General features: G+C 43.5%; 18 protein-coding genes. 2 read left to right on the forward strand and 16 right to left on the reverse strand.

The genetic code is table 11. The annotated features are described in order from the left end of the window. Positions 1-64: 64 nt before the first annotated feature. The 14 genes from FLA_RS22370 to FLA_RS22435 form a co-directional block, all read right to left on the reverse strand. Positions 65-1,558 (reverse strand): carboxypeptidase M32, encoded by a 1,494-nt coding sequence (locus tag FLA_RS22370; protein WP_076374524.1) that lies wholly within the window; start codon positions 1,556-1,558, stop codon positions 65-67. A gap of 59 nt (positions 1,559-1,617) precedes the next feature. Beyond that, positions 1,618-2,274, reverse strand: a complete 657-nt coding sequence (locus FLA_RS22375) for a CoA transferase subunit B (RefSeq protein ID WP_076374526.1) — start codon at positions 2,272-2,274, stop codon at positions 1,618-1,620. A gap of 36 nt (positions 2,275-2,310) precedes the next feature. Next, entirely contained in the window at positions 2,311-3,006 is a 696-nt protein-coding gene (locus FLA_RS22380; protein ID WP_076374528.1) for a CoA transferase subunit A, read from the reverse strand. A gap of 18 nt (positions 3,007-3,024) precedes the next feature. Further along, the gene (locus FLA_RS22385) at positions 3,025-3,708 is read right to left on the reverse strand and encodes a DUF4296 domain-containing protein (protein WP_076374530.1); all 684 of its coding nucleotides are present in this window, start codon (positions 3,706-3,708) and stop codon (positions 3,025-3,027) included. Then, positions 3,705-4,628: a type IX secretion system protein PorD gene (gene porD, locus FLA_RS22390; protein WP_076374532.1), complete on the reverse strand. Its 924-nt coding sequence runs from the start codon at positions 4,626-4,628 to the stop codon at positions 3,705-3,707. Before porD ends, FLA_RS22385 begins: the two co-directional genes overlap by 4 nt. Next, on the reverse strand, positions 4,625-5,818 hold the full coding sequence (gene coaBC, locus FLA_RS22395) for a bifunctional phosphopantothenoylcysteine decarboxylase/phosphopantothenate--cysteine ligase CoaBC (RefSeq protein WP_076374534.1): 1,194 nt from the start codon (positions 5,816-5,818) through the stop codon (positions 4,625-4,627). Before coaBC ends, porD begins: the two co-directional genes overlap by 4 nt. 88 nt (positions 5,819-5,906) lie before the next feature. After that, the gene (locus FLA_RS22400) at positions 5,907-6,248 is read right to left on the reverse strand and encodes a DNA-directed RNA polymerase subunit omega (RefSeq protein WP_076374536.1); all 342 of its coding nucleotides are present in this window, start codon (positions 6,246-6,248) and stop codon (positions 5,907-5,909) included. Then, positions 6,223-7,041 carry an outer membrane protein assembly factor BamD gene (locus FLA_RS22405; RefSeq protein ID WP_076374538.1) on the reverse strand — a complete coding sequence of 273 codons (819 nt, stop codon included), beginning with the start codon at positions 7,039-7,041 and terminating at the stop codon, positions 6,223-6,225. The genes FLA_RS22400 and FLA_RS22405 overlap by 26 nt, the downstream gene beginning before the upstream one ends. Positions 7,042-7,218: 177 nt before the next feature. After that, on the reverse strand, positions 7,219-8,358 hold the full coding sequence (gene porV, locus FLA_RS22410) for a type IX secretion system outer membrane channel protein PorV (RefSeq protein WP_076374540.1): 1,140 nt from the start codon (positions 8,356-8,358) through the stop codon (positions 7,219-7,221). 33 nt (positions 8,359-8,391) lie between these two features. Continuing rightward, positions 8,392-8,847: a hypothetical protein gene (locus tag FLA_RS22415; RefSeq protein ID WP_076374542.1), complete on the reverse strand. Its 456-nt coding sequence runs from the start codon at positions 8,845-8,847 to the stop codon at positions 8,392-8,394. Positions 8,848-8,873: 26 nt separating this feature from the next. Next, a complete protein-coding gene (locus tag FLA_RS22420) occupies positions 8,874-11,816 on the reverse strand; it encodes a beta strand repeat-containing protein (RefSeq protein ID WP_231940314.1) in 2,943 nt (980 codons plus the stop codon). A 33-nt stretch (positions 11,817-11,849) separates the two neighbouring features. Then, positions 11,850-12,395 carry a T9SS type A sorting domain-containing protein gene (locus FLA_RS22425; RefSeq protein ID WP_159445036.1) on the reverse strand — a complete coding sequence of 182 codons (546 nt, stop codon included), beginning with the start codon at positions 12,393-12,395 and terminating at the stop codon, positions 11,850-11,852. Positions 12,396-12,517: 122 nt separating this feature from the next. Continuing rightward, a complete protein-coding gene (locus FLA_RS22430; protein ID WP_096511249.1) occupies positions 12,518-12,985 on the reverse strand; it encodes a LytR/AlgR family response regulator transcription factor in 468 nt (155 codons plus the stop codon). 223 nt (positions 12,986-13,208) lie between these two features. After that, positions 13,209-14,807 (reverse strand): OmpA family protein, encoded by a 1,599-nt coding sequence (locus FLA_RS22435; RefSeq protein WP_076374548.1) that lies wholly within the window; start codon positions 14,805-14,807, stop codon positions 13,209-13,211. Between the two features lie 231 nt (positions 14,808-15,038). On the opposite strand from FLA_RS22435, the gene FLA_RS22440 reads away from it, so the two are divergent. After that, on the forward strand, positions 15,039-15,968 hold the full coding sequence (locus FLA_RS22440) for a polyprenyl synthetase family protein (RefSeq protein WP_231940315.1): 930 nt from the start codon (positions 15,039-15,041) through the stop codon (positions 15,966-15,968). Between the two features lie 54 nt (positions 15,969-16,022). Then, positions 16,023-17,723: a single-stranded-DNA-specific exonuclease RecJ gene (gene recJ, locus FLA_RS22445; RefSeq protein ID WP_076374552.1), complete on the forward strand. Its 1,701-nt coding sequence runs from the start codon at positions 16,023-16,025 to the stop codon at positions 17,721-17,723. 102 nt (positions 17,724-17,825) lie between these two features. Here the strand turns inward: recJ and htpG are convergent, their stop codons facing one another. Continuing rightward, on the reverse strand, positions 17,826-19,676 hold the full coding sequence (gene htpG, locus FLA_RS22450) for a molecular chaperone HtpG (RefSeq protein ID WP_076374554.1): 1,851 nt from the start codon (positions 19,674-19,676) through the stop codon (positions 17,826-17,828). A 165-nt stretch (positions 19,677-19,841) separates the two neighbouring features. After that, the gene (locus FLA_RS22455; protein WP_144263937.1) at positions 19,842-20,273 is read right to left on the reverse strand and encodes a hypothetical protein; all 432 of its coding nucleotides are present in this window, start codon (positions 20,271-20,273) and stop codon (positions 19,842-19,844) included. Positions 20,274-20,293 lie beyond the last annotated feature (20 nt).

The following is a 20,293-nucleotide window of genomic DNA, read 5'->3' on the forward strand; positions in this document are numbered from 1 at the left end:
TCAGGTAGTAAGGCGGATGTAAGATTCAGGATTGAGCAACAAGATATAACTTATTTCAAATATATCAAATCCCTGTAAACTTTTCCCGGGCGTAGTGGATGAAGTAGTTCACGTTTAATGGCTCCCCTGTCACTGCCTTGCACAAAGCTTCACTATCCAGCAATCTTCCACTAGCATGAATATGTTTGCGTAACCAGGCCAGTAACTCAGCCAGCGCATTGGCATCCATATCTGGCTGTTGCAAGGCAGGAATGTCTTTTTGCGCTTTAGTCCAAAACTGTGCAGCGTAAAAACTTCCCATGCTATATGTAGGAAAATAGCCAAAGCTGCCATGACTCCAGTGCACATCCTGCAGGCAACCCGTTCTGTCGTCAGGCACCTTAATGCCCAGGTGCTGCTGATACAGTTCATTCCATCTGGCCGGGATATCCTTCACCGCCAATGTACCTGCTATCAGTTCTTTCTCTACCTGGTAACGGATATATACATGAAAATGGTAAGTGATTTCATCGGCTTCGGTACGTATAAAAGAAGGCTGCACCTTATTAATTCCTTTGTAGAAAGCAGTAACGTCCACCTCCTGCAATTGCTCAGGGAAATAGCTTTTCAGCACCGGCAGGTAATGATTCCAGAAAGCCTGGCTACGACCTACACAGTTTTCCCATAAGCGGCTTTGCGATTCATGAATGCTCAACGAAGCATATTCGCCAGATGGCAAACCATACTCACTATCCGGTAATCCCTGCTCGTATAAAGCATGCCCTGCCTCGTGTATGCAACTCCACGTCATGTTGGCAAAATCCTGCTCATCAATGCGTGTGGTAATACGCACATCCTTTGCACTGAAATTGGTAGTGAAAGGATGTTCCGAAATATCCTGCCGGCCGGCTTCCAGATCAAAGCCCAGCTCTTTTACCAGCCACATGCCCCACTCCCACTGCTTTTCCTTAGGATAAAAACGATGCAGGAAATCGGCATTCAAAGTGGCTTTACTGGCTTGCTGCACTAAAGGAGTGAGTGCAGGAATGATCGTTTGAAAAGTACTATCCAGTTTATCTACTGTAACCGAACGTTCATATTCATAGATAAGCGCATTATAAGGATGCCCTTCGTAACCATATAACTCTGCACTTTCCCGTTTCAAAGCCACCAGTTGTTCCAGGTCTTTTTCAAACAGGCCAAAGTTGTTGGCTTTGCGGGCAGCTATCCAGCTGTTAAAAGCACGGCTAACTGCTTCTGACAGCTTACGCACAAAAGCACCGCTCAGCTTCTTTTGCCGCTGTAAATCTTCATGCGTCAGCGCCACATTCACATGCCTGGCTCTATGTGGATTATCACGTTGTATCAATTCTTCTACCAGCTGTTCAAACTTTGCATCCGTAGCCATCTCGTGCGCTGTTTCACTTAAAGTAGCCAGCTGCCAGGCACGCCTTTCTGCACCTTTGGCAGGCATATATGTTTCCTGATCCCACTGTAACACTGCCGCTGCATAGCGCATATCGGCAATACGCTTCATATGCTCACTATACTGTTCATATAATTCTGCTGTTGACTTCATATATAACCTCCTTACACTTTGTAATCACCTTAGCTGTACAATACCCTTACACTGTATACTCAGCAAAACATTTCTTTCACATCTTCCCCTACCACTAAACGTCCCAGTGTTTTTTGCTGAATCTCTTCTATTGTTACCCCTGGCGCAAACTCACGCAATAAAAATCCTTCAGATGTAACATCCAGCACAGCCAGTTCCGTAACAATCTTTTTTACACAAGCTACACCGGTTAAAGGCAACGTACAGGCTGGCAGCAATTTGGATTCTCCTTTAGGATTAGTATGCTGCATGGCCACTATAATGTTACGTGCACTGGCTACCAGGTCCATAGCTCCCCCCATTCCTTTTACCATTTTACCGGGTATTTTCCAGTTGGCAATATCCCCCTGGTCGCTCACTTCCATAGCCCCTAATACGGTAAGATCTATTTTACCTGCGCGTATCATGCCAAAGCTTTCGGCACTGTCAAAAAACGCACCGCCAGGCAATAAGGTCACCGTTTCTTTACCTGCATTGATCAGATCAGCATCTACTTCTTCCTCTACCGGGTAAGGCCCGGTGCCCAGAATACCGTTTTCACTTTGTAAAATAACGGTAATGCCTTCCGGAATATAATTAGCTACTAATGTAGGAATACCAATACCTAAGTTTACGTACATGCCGTCTTCTAGCTCCCGGGCTATACGTTTTGCTATGCCAAACTTATCAAGTGCCATAGAATCAAATGCGTTTAGTTACTAAATGGAATAATGTTAAGATAACCGTACTGTTTTACGCTCAATGCGTTTTTCATAACCACTGCCCTGGAAAATGCGGTGTACATACACGCCTGCAACATGAATGTTATCAGGGTCCAGCTCACCAGGTTGCACCAGGTGCTCAACTTCGGCAATGGTAATATTACCAGCCTTCGCCATAGAAGTGGAAAAGTTACGGGTAGCTTTGCGAAACACCAGGTTGCCCATAGTGTCGCCCTTCCATGCCTTCACAATCGCAAAATCGGCATGCAGCGCCATTTCCATTAAGTAGCGTTTGCCATTAAATACACGCTCTTCTTTACCGGCAGCTATTTCTGTGCCTACGCCAGCAGGCGTAAAAAAAGCCGGAATTCCCATTCCAGCCATTTGAATACGGGTAGCCAGTGTACCCTGCGGCACCAGGTCAACCTCCAGTTCGCCCGACAGCAATTGTCTTTCAAATTCCGCGTTTTCCCCTACATAGCTGCTGATCATTTTTTTAATCTGGCGGGTTTTCAGCAATAACCCTAAACCAAAATCATCTACACCGGCATTATTAGAAATGCAGGTAAGTTGGGTAATACCTTTTTGAACCAGCGCGGCAATGCTGTTTTCAGGTATTCCGTTCAAGCCAAAGCCCCCCAGCATTAAGGTTGCTCCTGAAGAAACATCCTGCAGGGCTTCGGCGGCGTTGTTCATCACTTTATTCATATTACAAGCAAATTATCGTTATAACCTTTGTATAGGCATAGATTGTCTTTTACGTAAAGAATCCAATCTGAGCGGTGCCCTTTTCAGTAGATCACGCCGTAACTGAAACTGTTTACGTACAGAATCTATTTTAGCATTTGTTGGCCTGGGAGATAAACCTCTCCTGGCCGAATCGCGCCGTAAAGAGTCAGCTACATGCTTTTTAGCCACTACAGCAGCAATAGAATCTTTTCTAATAGCAGCAGCATCTTTCTTAGCAGTAGCTATAGAATCCTTCTTGAGTGTTATAGAATCCTTTTTAGGCGCAAGTGAATCATTATGCAATCTTATCTTTTGCAACGAATCCACCTTGTCTTTTTCCTTTTTGTCTTTCGCTTCTTTCATCCTGGTGGCATAGGCGCTTAATGAGTCCATCAAATCTTTATGCTCCATAGGATGCTCCCGGTAATATTGGTAGCTATTGTAGAATTGTTCTTTTGTAATAGCATGCACTGCAAATACCTGCTCGTAATGCTCTACTGCATGCATTAATAAGTTATTGGTAATAGAGTCCCTTGAATTTTCGATAGAAGCCACTTCGTCTGCCCGCATCATATCCCACAACACCAGTTTCATCTTTCCCGGTTCTATTACCGAACCATTGTTACTGCCACATGCTGCCAGTAATACCACCAGCATTACCATCATACTATACTTCATCATTTCAACTCCTGCTTATACTTGCTTAGGTTAGGAATATCCAGTTGGGATAGCAAATCGGCTGCCCGTATTTTATCCTGCGGCGCCGCCTTTTTAAATATGCCTATCATTTCTGCAGATTTGCCTTGCATAAAAAACTGCAAAATCATCGTGTTAGGGCTTTCCTGGTTCATAGCCTGCAGGCGGGTTAAAGCTTCCAATATGCTTTTACGTCCGTCGTTCTCTTTCTCAAACATTTGATCCAGCCCTTTTCTATAGTAACTGTAAATAGCATCATGTATGATATTGTAGCGGGTATTGATAAGGTTTTCAGATAACCAGTAACGGTTGCGCAAACCATCAAATGCACGCCAGCCACTGATATTTCTGCTTTCAGGGGCATTGTTTACAATACTCTGCGCCTTTTGAAAATAAATGGCGCCTGCCTTGGGAGCAAACGAATCGTAATCAAATCCAAGTATCATATACACATAAAAAGCCAGCGTTGCTGTAAGGTTTCCCTCCAGAGGATCATTGCCCTGTACCCTGTTTTCGTTAAACTCAATGGGCTGAAACTCCTGGTACTTAAACGTATATTCTGCGTCCTGGTAATTCACCAGTGCCGCCTGGTAAGAAGAGCTATAAACAGGGCGTGCAGCCTGCACCGTTAAGCTGGCCTTGAACACGTTTTGCTCTACCATGTCAGTGATCGTTATTAAAAAATTACATCCAATCCTCTCCTGCGGCTGGTAAGTATCACTGGTCCACTTGCGGTTATTTAACAGGTTGGTTAACTGATTTTGCAAAGTGGTAAATATCTTTTTATCAATATTGTTATACACACGTTGCGACATCACCGTTACCTTGGCCTGCAACTCCTGTGCACTGGCAGCATTTGCCAGCAACACAAGCAGGAATAATAAGCACCACGAACGTTTTATCATACCATTCTTTTGCTGATTACATTTACGATATCTCTTGCAATATCCTCTTTTGTTTTTACTTCAGACTCATATACCACACCCGATTTGTCGAATATCGAAACCTGGTTGGTATCTATTCCAAAACCGGCATTTTTATTCCGTAAAGAGTTCAGCACAATCAAATCGGCATTTTTAGCAGCCAGTTTCTTTTGGGCATTCGCCTCTTCATCATTGGTTTCCAGCGCAAACCCTACCAGCAACTGGTGGTCTTTCTTAACACCACCCAGGCTTTTCAAAATGTCTTTGGTTTTCACCAGCGACAAGGTAAAGGTTTCTTCTGTTTTCTTTATTTTTTGCGGAGCCACTTCTGCAGGGGAATAATCGGCCACGGCAGCAGCCAGCACCGCTATATCGGTAGCTGCAAAGTGCTGCATACAGGCTTCATACATTTCCTGCGCAGTTTTCACTCCTATCAGCTGAATATCAGCATTGTGTGTTTGCAAATCGGTAGGCCCTGCCACCATCAGCACTTCTGCACCACGCTCGTAAAAGGCATTGGCCAGTGCAAACCCCATTTTACCGGAAGAATGGTTGCCGATAAAACGAACAGGATCTAAAGGTTCATAAGTGGGGCCGGCAGTGATCAACACTTTTTTGCCTGCAAATTCATTGGTACGAAAAAAATGGTGGGCCAGGTAATTGACTATTTCTTCCGGTTCTGCCATCCGGCCATCGCCAAACAAGCCACTGGCCAGTTCGCCGTTGCCTACCGGGATAATATAATTACCATAGCTTTTTAGTAGCTCCAGGTTATTACGGGTAGCGGGATGGTGCCACATATCTTCATCCATGGCAGGCGCCACGGCTACCGGACAAGTAGCAGATAAATACACGGCCAGCAACAAATTATCACATTGCCCATGCGTCATTTTAGCAAGAGTATTGCAACTTAAAGGAGCTATTACCATTACATCGGCCCAGCGGCCTAACATTACATGGTTAGCCCAGGTTTGCTGATCGCTCAGTTCGCTCAGCACTTCCGTTTTGGCCAGCGTAGATAATGTAAGCGGAGATACAAAAGAAGCGGCGGCAGGTGTCATCACAATACGTACTTCTGCGCCTTTTTTCATCAACAGCCTTACCAGCAATATGGCTTTATAAGCCGCAATACTACCGGTAATGCCAATCAGTATTTTTTTACCAGATAACATGTTTGTGCCAATGCTTGGTCAAAATAACAAAAAACGACAGTGTAGCACTGTCGTTTCACTATATTTATTTTATCGTTACAACGCCCTGTTATCTAAACAGGTCGTCATCATTTTTACGATAGTAAACTTTGTTCTCCATAAATTCCTGGGTAGCCAGGATCGCTGGATTAGGCATTCTTTCATAAGCCCTGGATATTTCTATCTGCTCTTTGTTTTCGTGCACTTCTTCCAGGCTGTCTGTATGGCTGGCAAACTCTTCCAGTTTATTATGCAGTTCTTCTCTTACTGCAATATTAATCTGGTTAGCTCTTTTAGCTATAATAGCAATAGACTCATACAGGTTGCCAGTATAACCCTTAATGTCTACCAGGCTTTTAGTTTCAACAACGCTGGGTATATTAGCGCTAATCTGCCGTCTTAGCTTGCTCATTTTTTACAGTTTTAATATAGTTCTCAGAAAGTGTTTTATAATTAGCTACTTCCGCTGCATGTTTGCTTTCGGGGAAGCGCTGCTTAAATTCCAATGCTTCGGTAATTACCTTCTCAAAACGCTCTTCCTGCTTGTCCAGGATACTTAATTCAGCGTATTTGTAGTACGATCTGATAATAAGCAATTTATATTCATCACTCTTATCAGAATCGGGGTAATCATCCATTAACAGGTTAAATACAATGGCTGCTGCCTTATAATAACCCAGGTTAAAGTACAGTTCACCACTTTTAAAATCCTTCAGCTCCAACTTAGCACGGCATAAATCAATCAGCTCTCCTGCTTCTTTTGCTTTAGCACTGCCAGGATGCATATTGATAAACGCCTGCATCAGACCAATTGTTTTGGTAGTAGGCGTTTGATCCAGCTCTACCTTCGGCGATTGCTTCCAATAGCAAAAAGCCCTCATATATTCACATTCCTCTGCCCGGGGGTTAGTAGGAAAGTTATCTACATAAGACTTAAATATGTTCTCGGCGTTCAGATAGTCTTTCTGATAAAAGTAGCTATACGCGTTTTTATAGTACATTTCTTCAAAACGAGGCGTGCCCTTGAAATAAGGAAACAACTCGTCAAAAAGCTGTTGCGCATAGGTATACCTCTTTTGCGCATAATAGTTCTCGGCCATTTTGTACCGGTACTCATTATCCTTACTCTTCATCGTCCGGCTAAATCTGGACGCACAGGAAGAACTGACGATACAAATAAGTGCGAAATAAACAGCTCTCTTCATAAAGTGGGCAAAATTAAGGTTTTACCCGCAATATAGAACGGACAGCCATTCAGCAGGCACCTTAATTTCCGAAATTATAGTTAATTATGGAATATCCGCCCATAACAGGCAAAAAAAAGAGCGTTAGTTATAACGCCCTCTCTTTTAAGTAAGACAATGAAAAACAATCAATTGTCGCTATTTAGCTAACGTAAACACCAAACTGGCCCGTAAAGACTGGCGTATGGGGTTATTGTTAATATCTTTTCCTGTAGGAATTAAATAGGAGAAATTAGCCCCCAGCCACTGAAATTTCATTCCCACGCCCAGCGTAGCATAGCTGCGTCCCCCTTTCCATCTGTTTTCGTAAAAATAACCACCACGTATGCCAATCATATCATCATAATTGTATTCCAGGCCAGATGATACCTGCCATTCCTTTAATTCTTCACTAAATCCACCCGGCGCATCACCAAACGAGCTAAACCAGCTGGATACCACTCCTTTGTCCCGGTAAACTTTCATAGAAGAGTCAGATGTGTTTTCCGGTGGTGTAGGCACCATTAGTTTATTCAGATCCAACGCCCAGGTAAGCTTGCTGGTTTCATCCAGCCTCCAGGTATAAGCAGCTCCCAGGCCCAGGTTGGCTGGTATATAATCCTGGTCAATGGCATTATTGGAATATGACACCTTCGATCCCAGGTTGCTTAAAGTCAGGCCTGCACTCCAGCCAGCCCCCTTATCATTTAACCCCTGATAATAGAGTGTTACATCTGCGGCAGCAGCATGCCCAGCTTTATAAGTATAACCATTCACACTGTAATTATTGGCAAGACCTGAATAAATATACCGTAATGCAACACTTATTGCAAAACGCTTACTTAATGCCCGGCTATACCCCGCATCAATAGCATATTCATTGGGCTTGGCAGTTTGCAGCAACTGACCATTTTCATCAGCATACTGAACTTCCCCCATATTAAAATAACGCATACCAATGCTTACCGCCTGATCGTTACCAAATTTAAGATAACCTGCCATGGAAGCCAGAAACACATCATGCGGCCCTGCACTACGCATCCAGGGTGCATACGTTACACTAAGGGCTGAGCGTTCTTTGGCAAAAGCCAGTTTAGAGCGATTCCAGAAAACAGCAGAAGCGTCGGGCGATACCGCAATAGCAGCATCTCCCATTCCGCCGGCCCGTGCGTCGGCCGACATACGCAACATGGGCACTGCCGAGCTTACTATACTCATAGTATGGTCCTGTGCATGTACCGCATTAGCCCATCCCCCCACACAACAGATACCTGCTACAGCCAGCAATTTTAATTTCATAACCAATGTGTAATAAGTGATGAATAAGAACCATTATGATTTTTTGGCAGCAGGCTGTTTCACTGCGCTCTTTGTTGCCGGAGCAGGCTCTGGCTTCATGTCCATTTGCGCTTTTATATTATCCGGCAAAACAGGCGCAGCTGTTTTAATTGCATCTGGCTTAGGAGCCTCCGCGCTGCTGGGTAATGCTGTAGCAGTGGCTTTATTAGCACCACTATTTGTTCCGCCAAACCTACCCGCAGTACGCGCAACAGATTTACCACCACCCTCTTTCATAGGCGCTTTGCTAAAGCGACTCATATCCAAACTCTTTGTTTGCACGCCAGACGTTCCTACAGTACGTGCTGCTGATTTGCTGTCATCTGCTTTAACAGGCGCTTTGCTAAAGCGACTCACATCCGGCACTTTTGTTTGGGCATGTAGTGCAGAACTGGCAAGCAGGCATAACAACAAAAAAGCAATGTTATAGTATAGTTTATTAGTTTTCATATCTTTTTATTTTACCTTATTTAACCTTACTTCACACTTACCAGCACTTTAATTTTACCGGTTTCGCCATCAAAGTTTTCTAAAGCTTTACCCAATACCTGTCCGGTGCGTACCTTATCCATATCCGCTTTCATAGCATAACCCGCACGTGAAGCAGTCACCAGCATATCGCCACGTTTAACAGGACCGTTTTCGTTACACACTTTAGTAGGAATAACACCAATAACGCCCATAGGTACTTTACTGCTTTGATCAACGTCAATGCTATCTTCTGTTAATAACACACCGGGATTAGTAGCGTACACGCCTGCTACCAGAGTAGAATAAGGAGTAGCTGATTTTTCAACTGAGCGATCGCCAGAGGTAGCAATTACCAACACATCTCCTGGTTCGTAAGCAGTACGGTCGCCGGTAACATCAAATGATTCCGCTATGTCAGCCCCGCTATTTTGCGTGCCGCCGTTAAAGAACCCTCTGCCCGCTTTGTTAATACGTACGATATTACTCCCAGCACTTTGAAAAGTAGCCAGATTACCCGATGCACCAGTGTGGTTAATGAGTAAAGCATTACCTGTTCCGGCATTATTAATTTGTACAGTGTTTTGTCCATTAGCCGTATTGAAATTGGCAAATCTACCTGCACGGCCGGTACCAAAATTGGGAGTCCACCCAAACACAGCACTACCATTACCATCACAGGTGCTCTCAACCCCATCGCCATCTTTACCGGCATTAGCTGTAATACCATTGCCATTACCATCAGCCAAAGCAAGAACAGCAGGACCATTGCCGGCTGTATTAGAAGCATAGAATAAGCCTGCATAACCACCGGTACCAGATGAAACACCGTATACACCTGCTGTGCCGAAGTTGGCAAAAATGGAATTCACTTCGCCTTTTATTGCTGCAGAAGTACCCTGGGTATTATCCACTTTAAAACTACCTGCGTTACCATTACCCACTGTTTTAGCAGTAAGCAGCTCGGTAGTATTAGAGCTATTGAAATTTTCAAAACGTGCTGCCTTACCGGTTGCAAAAGAAGGTACCCAGCCATATACTGCTGTACCAGCACCATCTATATTGGCTTCCACTGCATTACCATCTTTGCCTGCATTAGCTGTAATGGCATTACCATTACCGTCTGTCAAGGCCACTAATGCATGACCATTACCAGCAGGATTCGATGCATAGAATAAACCTGCACGCCCCCCCGTTCCGGATGAGATACCAAAGATGCCGGCAGCGCCAAAGTTTCCGAATATAGTATTTACTTCTCCTCTTACGGCAGCAGCCACACTATTGGTATTATCTACAATAAAGGATGCAGCATTACCTTGCGTATCATCCGGGATACTACCATTACTATTGCTTACTACTTCCAATGTGTTCACTTCATTACTACTATTGAAGTTTTCAAAACGTCCTGCACGGCCTGTACTGTTGTTAAGTCCCACCTGGCCATACACGCCTATTGCATTACCCGAAGTGTTTGTTGAAATAAAACCTCTTACACCATAACCACCACCATCATTACGGCCTACAACAGCTCCTGCAATATCACTGGTAGTACGTCCAACCACCGCTTCGCCCGCACCATTGTTATCTCCTATAATGCCGGCAGAAGTTTGTGCAGAAGTAGCACCATGTACCGCAAAACCAGCACCTGTAAAGCTTTCTATCCCTGCTCCATTACCTGTAGTGCTTACATTGACTACGGTGCCATTACCTACAGTACTCGCATTGAATACATTGTTATTATTGGAATTATTGAATATGGAAAAATTAGCTGCAATGCCATTGGTACTGGTAGCATTTAAACCGGTACCAGAGTTACTGTTGGCATATACACCATAACCGTTACCAGAGGAGTTACCGTATACACCTAAACCGTTAGGCGTAACACCATACACACCCCAGCCAGATCCGTTTTGTGAACCCCAAACCCCTATACCTAAGCCACCGGTACCATTGTTGATTCCTCTTACTGCAGAAGAAAAACCACCTGGTGCTGTAGAATTCACTATACCTCTTACAGCCGCAATGCTGGAAGTGGTTACATTAGATATACCTTCTATTGGCGTACCATCACCATCATTGGTAAGCGAGAACAAAGTGCTCGCATTGTTTTCATTGGCAACATATGGCAGTGCAAAGCCTCCGGCACCAGGAGAAGGCTTCCAGTTAGTACCATCAAACTGTAAGTATTGACCAGCAGCAGGTGCAGTATTAATTACCGGAAATCCCTGCAGCTTTATTACAACCGGATTAGGATAGTTGCCGGATAAATCGCCACCGGCTACACCACTGGTAATTTCACCGGAAGGACCGGCAGGGCCTTGTGGACCAGCGGGACCAGTAGCACCTACAGGACCAATAGGGCCAGCAGGACCTGTGGCACCGGCAGGACCAGTAGCACCTACGGCACCAGGCAGACCAGGTAAACCAGGCGTACCTTGTGGACCAGCAGGACCAGCGGGACCGGCAGGGCCAGTAGCACCAGCAGGACCAGCAGCGCCTGGTAAGCCTTGTGGCCCCGGATCACCGGCAGGACCAGCAGGGCCAGGATTACCAGAAGCCGCAAATAAAGCATAAGGCACACTCAATAATTGAGTGGTCCCCATATCCGAGAAGCTCGTTCCTCCATTAATGTCTATCTCTGTTTGCAAATGCTTTTCACCACTACCCCAGGTAACAGTATTAAAAGCATCTCCTGTAGGCGTTCCCTTACCTATCATAATGGCAAAGTGCCCAAATGCGTTTGTTTCTAATTTGTGTACTTCCTGGTACACAGTTTCACCGGTAGCTGAAGCATTATGTACAGAAATACGCAGGGATATTTTTTTCTGTGCAATGATATTGCCATCCACCGTTCTGGCAACGCCCTGGTAGTTAAACGCCTGTGGCGCCTGCGCACATACGCTCAGGCATAGCAACAGACATGCGATCAAAGAGTAAAGTTCTTTTTTCACGTTCTAAACAATTAAATGATGATGTAAGAGTGATTAGTTAACCTTAATGATTTTGTAAGGTTTGAAGTTGGTGTAAGTGCCGTCTTTCTGGCGGCGTGTATTGAAAAATTTCAGCCAGTAAAATCCGGCCGGGTATTGTTGCATGGGAATTACCAGCTTATTCTTTTGCAGATTAAACTGCTTGATAAGCCTTTCAGAAGCATCGTACAGGTCTACACGATAGTCATCAAAATTATCATCATATACGTACACGGTTAAATTCGTTCTCACCGGGTTGGGATAGGCTTCTACCCTTATTCGGCTATACCATTGCGTACGTGTGTCAAATTTTGAGGTTTCCACAATCTGCTTTTGCTGAAAGCCTTCTGTACATACAAAAGCATCGTTGCTTTTGCTGGTTAAGGTGGCTACCGCTAATTCACCTATGGAATAATTCACTTCAACACCTTGTGCCGAAGTTAGTGTACCTGCAGACCCAACCAGGGTGCGTTCCAGGCTTTGTCCGTAACATACCCCGGAGAACAGGATACATATGGGAAACAATAACGGGGAAGGACGTAGGAGTAGATTTTTACGCATAAGCAACAGCTTTTGTTTCAGAATGAACATTAAAGCTAGTAAGCTTATTATGGCGTTTAGGTCAGCTTTAGAAAACGCATTTATCTATTTAGATAACGCGTTCTTTTTTAAAGGCAACGCAATTACACGCATCTTTCATGCATACATCTCAAAAAATCTGTTTTACGGCGTGTAGCCACTTCCAGCACTGCACCATCTGTCATTTGCACCAAAAACTCATCTCCCTTATTCACCTTTACCAGGTAATTGAGGTTAATGATATGTGATTTATGTATTCTGTAAAAATGGTGAGGCAGCAGCATTGCTTCATAGTCGCGTAAGGTACGTGCCACCGTTATTTTACGGCCATTGGCTAAGGTAAACACACTGTAGTTGTTTTCGCCAAGCACTCTTACAATTTGTGAAACAGGGATAAAATGAACTTCGCGGGCACTTTGCAGCATAATGGTATCGGAAGCAATTTTATTTTCGGCGGGTAGGGTGTTGCGTTTGTCCACTATAATTTCAACACCAGGCATAAAACCAGAGAGCTTTTCAACAAGGCCACTGATGTCTTGTTGTTCTTCGTCAGCAACGATAACCTTTATCATAGTAATAGCTTTAACGCTTAAATATATTTTGTTTCCCAAAATAGCTCTATAACCTATTTAGGTTATAGCACTGTATGTACGATATATCTATGCTCAAAGCCTGTGCCTTAAGGAACACACTAGTGATTAATCACTATCGAATGCAGGATTGGTAAAAGGCAGGAATGATAAAAAAACCCTCCGTGTAAGCGGAGGGTTTTATAGGGCAAAAAGTATCACGAACTTATTTAGTGCGCTTTAAATTTGGGTGCGGAGCAGGTACTGAGTTAGGACCTTCTTCCGTAGTTCCCTGGAAGTCTACTGTGTTAGAATCACCTTCTTGACCGTAAGTGAAGATCAGGCGGCCTTCAGAGATACCTTGTTTTTCAACCAGGTATTTTTCAACTGCATTTACGCGATCCCAGCTTAATTGCTGTGCACGTTTGTCAGAAGCACCGTAACCGATGATTTTTACTTTACAAGTTGGGTTCGCATTCAGTTTTTCAGCTACGCTGTTCAGGATAGACTCACCGTCTTTGCTGATTTTAACTGAACCACTTTTGAACTGTAAGCTAGGCAGGTTGTTGATTGAACAAGCTGGTACCAGTTGTAAATTAGCGATTTTGTCGCGTAATTCTTTGCAGCACTCAGGCTCTGGACAATTACCAACGCCATCAGCGTTAACAGGGAAACATTTTTGAGGAGTCAGTAATTCCTTGTCTTTGTAGTCAGGAACACCGTCACCATCTGTATCTAAAGCACGACCGCGAGCGTCAACTGGTGCACCAGCTGGTGTGTTTGGCTCCAGGTCAAATTGATCAGTTACACCATCACCATCTGCATCAGGCAGAACTGGAGGAGGTAACTTCATGTGCTTTGGATTGTTCAACTCATTGTAGATGAAGTTGTTCGGGTTGATCCACCATAATGGAGCAACTCTCTTAGAGGAGTTTCCGATAGCCAGACCACCGCGGATTGCAGTGTAGCTATAGAAATCATTTGATTTACCAGCATTCACACCGTCCATGTCGTCAGAGAAAGGAACTGTAAGTCTTTCTTCAACGCCTAAAGACAGGCGAGAGCTCAGTTTGAAGGAAATACCAGCACCGAAGCTAACAGCGTGGCGGATCAGCTGGTTGTCGTTAACACGACCAACTGGTTCACGGTTACCGTTTGTTACAGGAGCATTGCTGTTATAACCGTTCATTTTGTCTTTCAGCGCCTTTTTGATGTCAGATCTTTTGCCACCAAAAGGAACACCTGTTAGGTTTGCACCGGTTAAGCTGTTGTCTACATCCACATCAGCAACAACTAAGCTATAACCAACGAAGGTATAGATGTTTGTTTTAGGATTGCCTCTGTAATGGCTTAAAGTGTTCAGAGACGCAATGAAATCCAGGTTACCCTGATGCGTTCTGTTTCTGTAGTTTGCTACATACTGTTGGTTTACTGCATAACCCAAAGCTGCTGCGGTTGCAGCATCTGCAGGACGAGTACGGTAATCCAAACCGTAGTTAAAAGAACCGGTGTAATCTGCTCTTACAGAGAAGATATGACCCAGTGATTTTCTTAATGATAAACCACCGCCGAAGCCTGGTCTAGCATCAATATCACCTGAAATGAATGAGTATCCACCGTGAAAACCTAATTCCCACATATCGCGCGGCTTAGCCGGGTAAGGGTATTGGTTGTTCGCGAACTCATTGTACTGAGGCAGGCGCTTGGTAGCAACCTTCGAAGAATCTTTCCACCAATCTGCGTTGGCGTCATTTTTTTGTGCAAACGTGGCCGACTGTACCAAACCTAAAAGGCCTAGTAACGCTGTGTACTTTTTGCTTGCCATAGGTATAATTTAATTTTTGTTTAAAACATTGAACCCTAAATAAAACTTGGCACGGCAAAGTTAACTATTGAGCTAAGAAAACCAAATTTTTAACGCTTATTTTGCCATACTCACTTGTTAATCAGACAGCAATTGCAGTGCCAATGTTGCTTTTAACATTTAATTTTTATCTAGTTATATTGCAGCCAAGTTTTGAAAATGGAAGCAGCACGCCGGGTTATATCAGCAGAATTGGAACTATTTGAGGCACACTTCAGGGAGGCTGTAAAAAGCCGTGTGGCCTTGCTGGACAGGATTATGCAATATATAGTGAAGCGAAAAGGCAAGCAAATGCGCCCTATGTTCGTTTTTTTAAGCGCCCGCCTGGGAGGGCCGGTTACGGATGCTACTTATCGCGCCGCTTCACTGGTAGAGTTGCTGCATACCGCCACATTAGTGCATGACGATGTGGTAGATGATTCCCTGGAAAGAAGAGGTTTTTTTTCTATTAACGCATTGTGGAAGAATAAGATAGCGGTGCTGGTAGGTGATTATCTGCTATCAAAAGGCCTGTTGTTATCCCTTGATAACGGCGATTTTGCCGCCCTCCAGATTTTATCGCGTGCTGTAAAAATGATGAGTGAAGGCGAACTGCTGCAAATAGAAAAAGCCCGAAACCTTAACCTCGACGAACAGATTTATTACGAAATAATTAAAGGCAAAACTGCTTCCCTTCTGTCTTCGGCTTGTGCAGCCGGCGCCAGTACTACCTTTAAAAATCCCGAAGATGTTGTGAAAATGCAGCAGTTTGGGGAAAAAGTAGGCATGGCCTTCCAAATAAAAGACGACCTGTTCGATTATGGTAGTGCCAATGTAGGCAAACCTACCGGAAACGATATCAAGGAAAAAAAGCTCACACTTCCTCTTATTTATACGTTGAACAATTGCGATCAGGCACTGAAAAAGAAGCTTATCTATATCGTTAAGAACGAAAACACACGTAAAGACAAAGTAAAATTTGTAATAGATGCCGTAACCGACTCTGGTGGCATCCGCTACGCCAACACAAAAATGACCGGTTACCGGGATGAAGCACTGGCGCTTTTACATGAATTTGAAGACGGCGAGGTAAGGCAGGCACTGGAGCAATTGGTGCGTTATACTACCGACCGGGAATACTAATTCCTTTATCTTCATAGCAATTATTTTCTCTATTTGAATTTATTATAAGCATTCATGCAAAAACGCTGGAATATACTATCTACTGCTACAGAACAAACTCAATCTCTTCAAAAGGCACTTGGTATTAATGCCACTCTTTGCAGCATACTGGTGCAAAGAGGTATCACTGAGTTTGAACAGGCCCGGCAGTTTTTCCGGCCCCAGCTATCACATTTGCACGATCCCTTTCTGATGAAGGATATGCAGAAGGCGGTTGACCGTATTATAATGGCCATTGACAACAATGAACGTATTCTTGTATTTGGCGATTATGATGTAGATGGCACCACTTCGGTAGCATCTATGTATCGTTTTTTAAAAGCACTGCATCCACTCATCGATTTTTACATACCTCACCGTTATCGCGAGGGGTATGGTATATCACAGGAAGGCATTCGTTTTGCCCAGGACAATTATTTTTCCCTGGTTATTTCCCTGGACTGTGGTATTAAATCTGTAGATCTGATTCAACAGGCACTGGACAATGGCATTGACTTTATTGTATGTGACCACCATTTGCCTGACGAAATATTACCACCTGCCTTTGCTATTCTTAATCCTAAGCAATCAGATTGCCCTTACCCGTATAAGGAATTATGTGGTTGTGGTGTAGGTTTTAAACTAATGCAGGCAATCAGTATTGCTAAAGGCCTGCCCGAACAAAGCTATTTAAAGTACCTCGACCTGGTGGCCACCGCCATCGCTGCTGATATAGTGCCGCTTTCAGGTGAAAACAGAACACTGGCATTTCTGGGTTTACAACAAACCAACACTGCCCCTTGTGCCGGCATTAAGGCATTGATACAAACGGGTAATATCACCTCTGCGGTGAACATAGGCAACCTGATATTTGTAATAGCCCCCCGCATTAATGCCGCTGGCCGTATGGACGACGCCCGCAAAGCAGTGCAGCTTTTTGTGGAAGAAGATTTGGGCAAAGCCTTACAAATAGCCCAGCAGTTACACAGCGACAACAGCGATAGAAAAGAAGCAGACCTTTCTATTACAGAAGAGGCCCTGCAAATGATACGTGCCGATGAAAAGCTACTCACCCGCCAAACCACAGTATTATACAGAGATCATTGGCATAAAGGTGTAGTAGGCATAGTGGCCTCGCGCCTGATAGATTCTTATTACCGCCCTACCATTATACTTACCCGAAGCGGAGATATTGTGGCAGGTAGCGCCCGAAGCGTATCGGGCTTTAACCTGTACGAAGCCATACATGCCTGTCGTGAACATTTACTTGGGTATGGTGGCCACTTTGCTGCCGCAGGCATGACCTTATTACCCGAACAGGTAGAAGCATTCAGTAACAAGTTTAACGAAGTGGTTGCCGCCACTATTACGGAAGCATCACTGGTTCCTGAAATTATTATAGATGCAGAGGTAAACTTCCAGGAGTTTACACAAACCTTTTATAACATCCTGTCCCAAATGGAGCCATTTGGGCCTTACAATACACGCCCCATCTTTGTAAGCAGGTTTGTAAAAGACACCGGTGCCTCTAAAGTGGTAAAAGACCAACACATCCGTTTTGTGGTAAAACAAGGTATTGTAACACTTACCGGCATTGGATTTAATATGGCCAGCCAATTTCATCTTTTACAAATGAATCATCCGGTTGACATTGTATATACACTGGATATGAATGAATGGAATGGCGAGAAATACCTGCAAATGAAAGTGATTGATTTTAAGTTATCTGAACAATAGTAATCAACAGTAGCACGAATACGACATTTATATAAGTGATGATTAAAGAAAAAGGCTTTGTTATAATAACAAAGCCTTTTTCTTTAATCAAATAATATATCCTTAGCTCAGTAAAGCCACACTTCTATTGATAAACTCTGTGAGGTTGGCACCCTTTAATAAACCTTGTGACAACAGGGCCAGATCCGCCAGGTTACGCACCTGGTTTTCCTGCTTCTGTGTATCATTTTCTTTTAATAAAGTCTGATATACTTTGTGATTACCGTTAACGGTTAAGGTTACTTCATCCGGCATGTTTGCATAAAACGCACTCATACCGCCACCCATGCCGGCCATATCTTTCATACGACGCACAAATTCAGGACGGGTAGCGATTACCGGAGCCGCTTCTGCACTTAAACCTTTCACTTCCACTTTCACGGTAAGATCAGGTACCTGGAAGCCAAACAAACCTTTCAGTTTTTCTTCTTCCTCTGTGCTTAAAATGCTGTTGGTATGCTCTTGCACATCTACCAGGTTATCAGCAATATCAGAATCAACACGTACAAAATGAACGCTGTCCCATTTCATTTCCATGTTGTTGATAAACGCAGAGTCAATCAGGGTTTCCAGCTTCACTACTTTGTAGTCTTTAGCCTGGGCTGCCTTAATATATGCATCCTGCTGTACCGGATCGGTGGTATAAATAATCACCGTTTTACCATCTTTATTTTTCTGGGTAGCATCTGTAGCAGCTTTAAATTCATCCAGTGTGTAAAATTTGCTGTCTGCCACGTCCTGCAGTAACACAAACTTGTTGGCCTTTTCCTGGAATTTATCATCTGTCATCATGCCATACTTCACAAACAGCCCCAGACTTTCCCACTTCGCTTCAAAAGAAGGACGGTCGTTGCGGAAAATCTCGTCCAGTTTATCAGCCACTTTTTTAGTAATGTGGGCATTGATCTTACGTACGTTGGGGTCACCCTGTAAATAACTACGGCTAACGTTTAACGGAATATCCGGACTATCTATAATACCATGTAACAGCATCAGAAACTCAGGCACAATATCTTTTACCTCATCTGTTACAAACACCTGGTTGCTGTATAACTGAATCTTGTCTTTTTGTATTTCGTAGCTTTGCTTAATCTTAGGGAAATAGAGGATACCGGTAAGATTAAAAGGATAGTCTACATTAAGATGAATCCAGAACAGTGGGGTTTCTCCCGCTGGATACAGCTCTCTATAGAAATTTTCATAATCCTCCTTCGTTAATTCAGAAGGCTTTTTAACCCAGATAGGGTTGGGATTGTTAATAGGTTGCTCTTCCAGCTCTTTATCTTTTTCTTCTTCTCTTCCGTTTTCTTCCGAGAAGTAAATAGGTACAGGCAGGAATTTACAAAATTTGGTAAGAATGCCCCTGATGCGGTAAGCATCTACAAACTCCTCACTCTCTTCATTAATGTGCAATACTATTTTAGTACCACGGTCTTCCTTATCTATTTCATACAGTTCAAACTCGGGGCTACCATCACAGCTCCAGTATACACCTTTAGCCCCTTCGCGGAAACTTTTGGTAAACACTTCCACTTTGCTGCTCACCATAAAGGCGCTGTAAAAACCCAAACCGAAATGACCTATTATATTAGCATCCTTATATTTATTCAAAAACTCTTCTGCTCCGGAAAAAGCCAGCTGATTCAGGTATTTATCTACCTCTTCAGCGGTCATGCCTATCCCCTTGTCAATAATACTCAGCGTTTTGGCGTTCACATCCAGCACCACATCAATACGCAAATCGTTTAATTCGCCCTTTGCTTCTCCAATAGAAGAAAGTGTTTTCAATTTCTGCGTGGCATCAATGGCATTACTTACCAATTCACGCAGGAATATTTCATGGTCGCTGTAAAGGAACTTTTTAATGATCGGGAAAATGTTCTCCGTCTGAACACGAATTTGTCCTTTTTGCATATTCAAATACTTTTTGCAATAGATGGTCAAACAGGATACCAAGCATAAAAAATTGCCAATTTGTCGTAAAAAGCGATAGTGGATATGCCAATAAGCAGAAAAGCTGCCGGAAAATAAATCCGGCAGCTTTTCTGCACTTAAAAAACATTATACTAACCTACATCATTATATCCTGGTAACTACCACATCTTCTACTACATCAGTGTTGCTGCTTACAGAGAAAGTTTGTTCTACTTTCTGGTTGCCAACACGGATGATAAAAGTTGGGTTCATTTCAGCTTCTTCTTTCAGAATGTGTACAGCCTTGTTAAAAGCGGTATCGCTATATTTTCCCTGAAACAGCACATCCCCTGCTTCATTCTTGATAATCAGGCTGAATTTTTGAGCAGTAGGGTTTTCAAATTTCACGCGGAACACAACACTGTTGTCGTTGTAGCCAGCGTATTGAATAGATACCTGCTTTTCAGTTAATAAAACTTCTTTTTCGTTGTTAGCATTTGCCTTGCTCAGGAAAGGAGCGCATACTAACAGTAAGGCAACCACTAAGGTGGTGAAGGAGAATCTTGCTACAGCGGAACGTACATTAAAGGTTTTCATAATTTCTTTCTTTTTATAGT

The sequence above is a fragment of the Filimonas lacunae genome (assembly GCF_002355595.1).
In the GTDB taxonomy this organism is placed as follows: Bacteria; Bacteroidota; Bacteroidia; order Chitinophagales; family Chitinophagaceae; genus Filimonas; species Filimonas lacunae.

Coding starts and splice junctions, on each gene's coding strand:
- FLA_RS22405 (WP_076374538.1), bottom strand. CDS start 7,041: ATGAAGAGAGCTGTTTATTTCGCACTTATTTGTATCGTCAGTTCTTCC.
- porV (WP_076374540.1), bottom strand. CDS start 8,358: ATGAAATTAAAATTGCTGGCTGTAGCAGGTATCTGTTGTGTGGGGGGA.
- FLA_RS22425 (WP_159445036.1), bottom strand. CDS start 12,395: ATGCGTAAAAATCTACTCCTACGTCCTTCCCCGTTATTGTTTCCCATA.
- FLA_RS22375 (WP_076374526.1), bottom strand. CDS start 2,274: ATGGCACTTGATAAGTTTGGCATAGCAAAACGTATAGCCCGGGAGCTA.
- FLA_RS22415 (WP_076374542.1), bottom strand. CDS start 8,847: ATGAAAACTAATAAACTATACTATAACATTGCTTTTTTGTTGTTATGC.
- FLA_RS22385 (WP_076374530.1), bottom strand. CDS start 3,708: ATGATGAAGTATAGTATGATGGTAATGCTGGTGGTATTACTGGCAGCA.
- FLA_RS22435 (WP_076374548.1), bottom strand. CDS start 14,807: ATGGCAAGCAAAAAGTACACAGCGTTACTAGGCCTTTTAGGTTTGGTA.
- FLA_RS22455 (WP_144263937.1), bottom strand. CDS start 20,273: ATGAAAACCTTTAATGTACGTTCCGCTGTAGCAAGATTCTCCTTCACC.
- porD (WP_076374532.1), bottom strand. CDS start 4,628: ATGATAAAACGTTCGTGGTGCTTATTATTCCTGCTTGTGTTGCTGGCA.
- htpG (WP_076374554.1), bottom strand. CDS start 19,676: ATGCAAAAAGGACAAATTCGTGTTCAGACGGAGAACATTTTCCCGATC.
- FLA_RS22400 (WP_076374536.1), bottom strand. CDS start 6,248: ATGAGCAAGCTAAGACGGCAGATTAGCGCTAATATACCCAGCGTTGTT.
- coaBC (WP_076374534.1), bottom strand. CDS start 5,818: ATGTTATCTGGTAAAAAAATACTGATTGGCATTACCGGTAGTATTGCG.
- FLA_RS22370 (WP_076374524.1), bottom strand. CDS start 1,558: ATGAAGTCAACAGCAGAATTATATGAACAGTATAGTGAGCATATGAAG.
- FLA_RS22430 (WP_096511249.1), bottom strand. CDS start 12,985: ATGATAAAGGTTATCGTTGCTGACGAAGAACAACAAGACATCAGTGGC.
- FLA_RS22380 (WP_076374528.1), bottom strand. CDS start 3,006: ATGAATAAAGTGATGAACAACGCCGCCGAAGCCCTGCAGGATGTTTCT.
- recJ (WP_076374552.1), top strand. CDS start 16,023: ATGCAAAAACGCTGGAATATACTATCTACTGCTACAGAACAAACTCAA.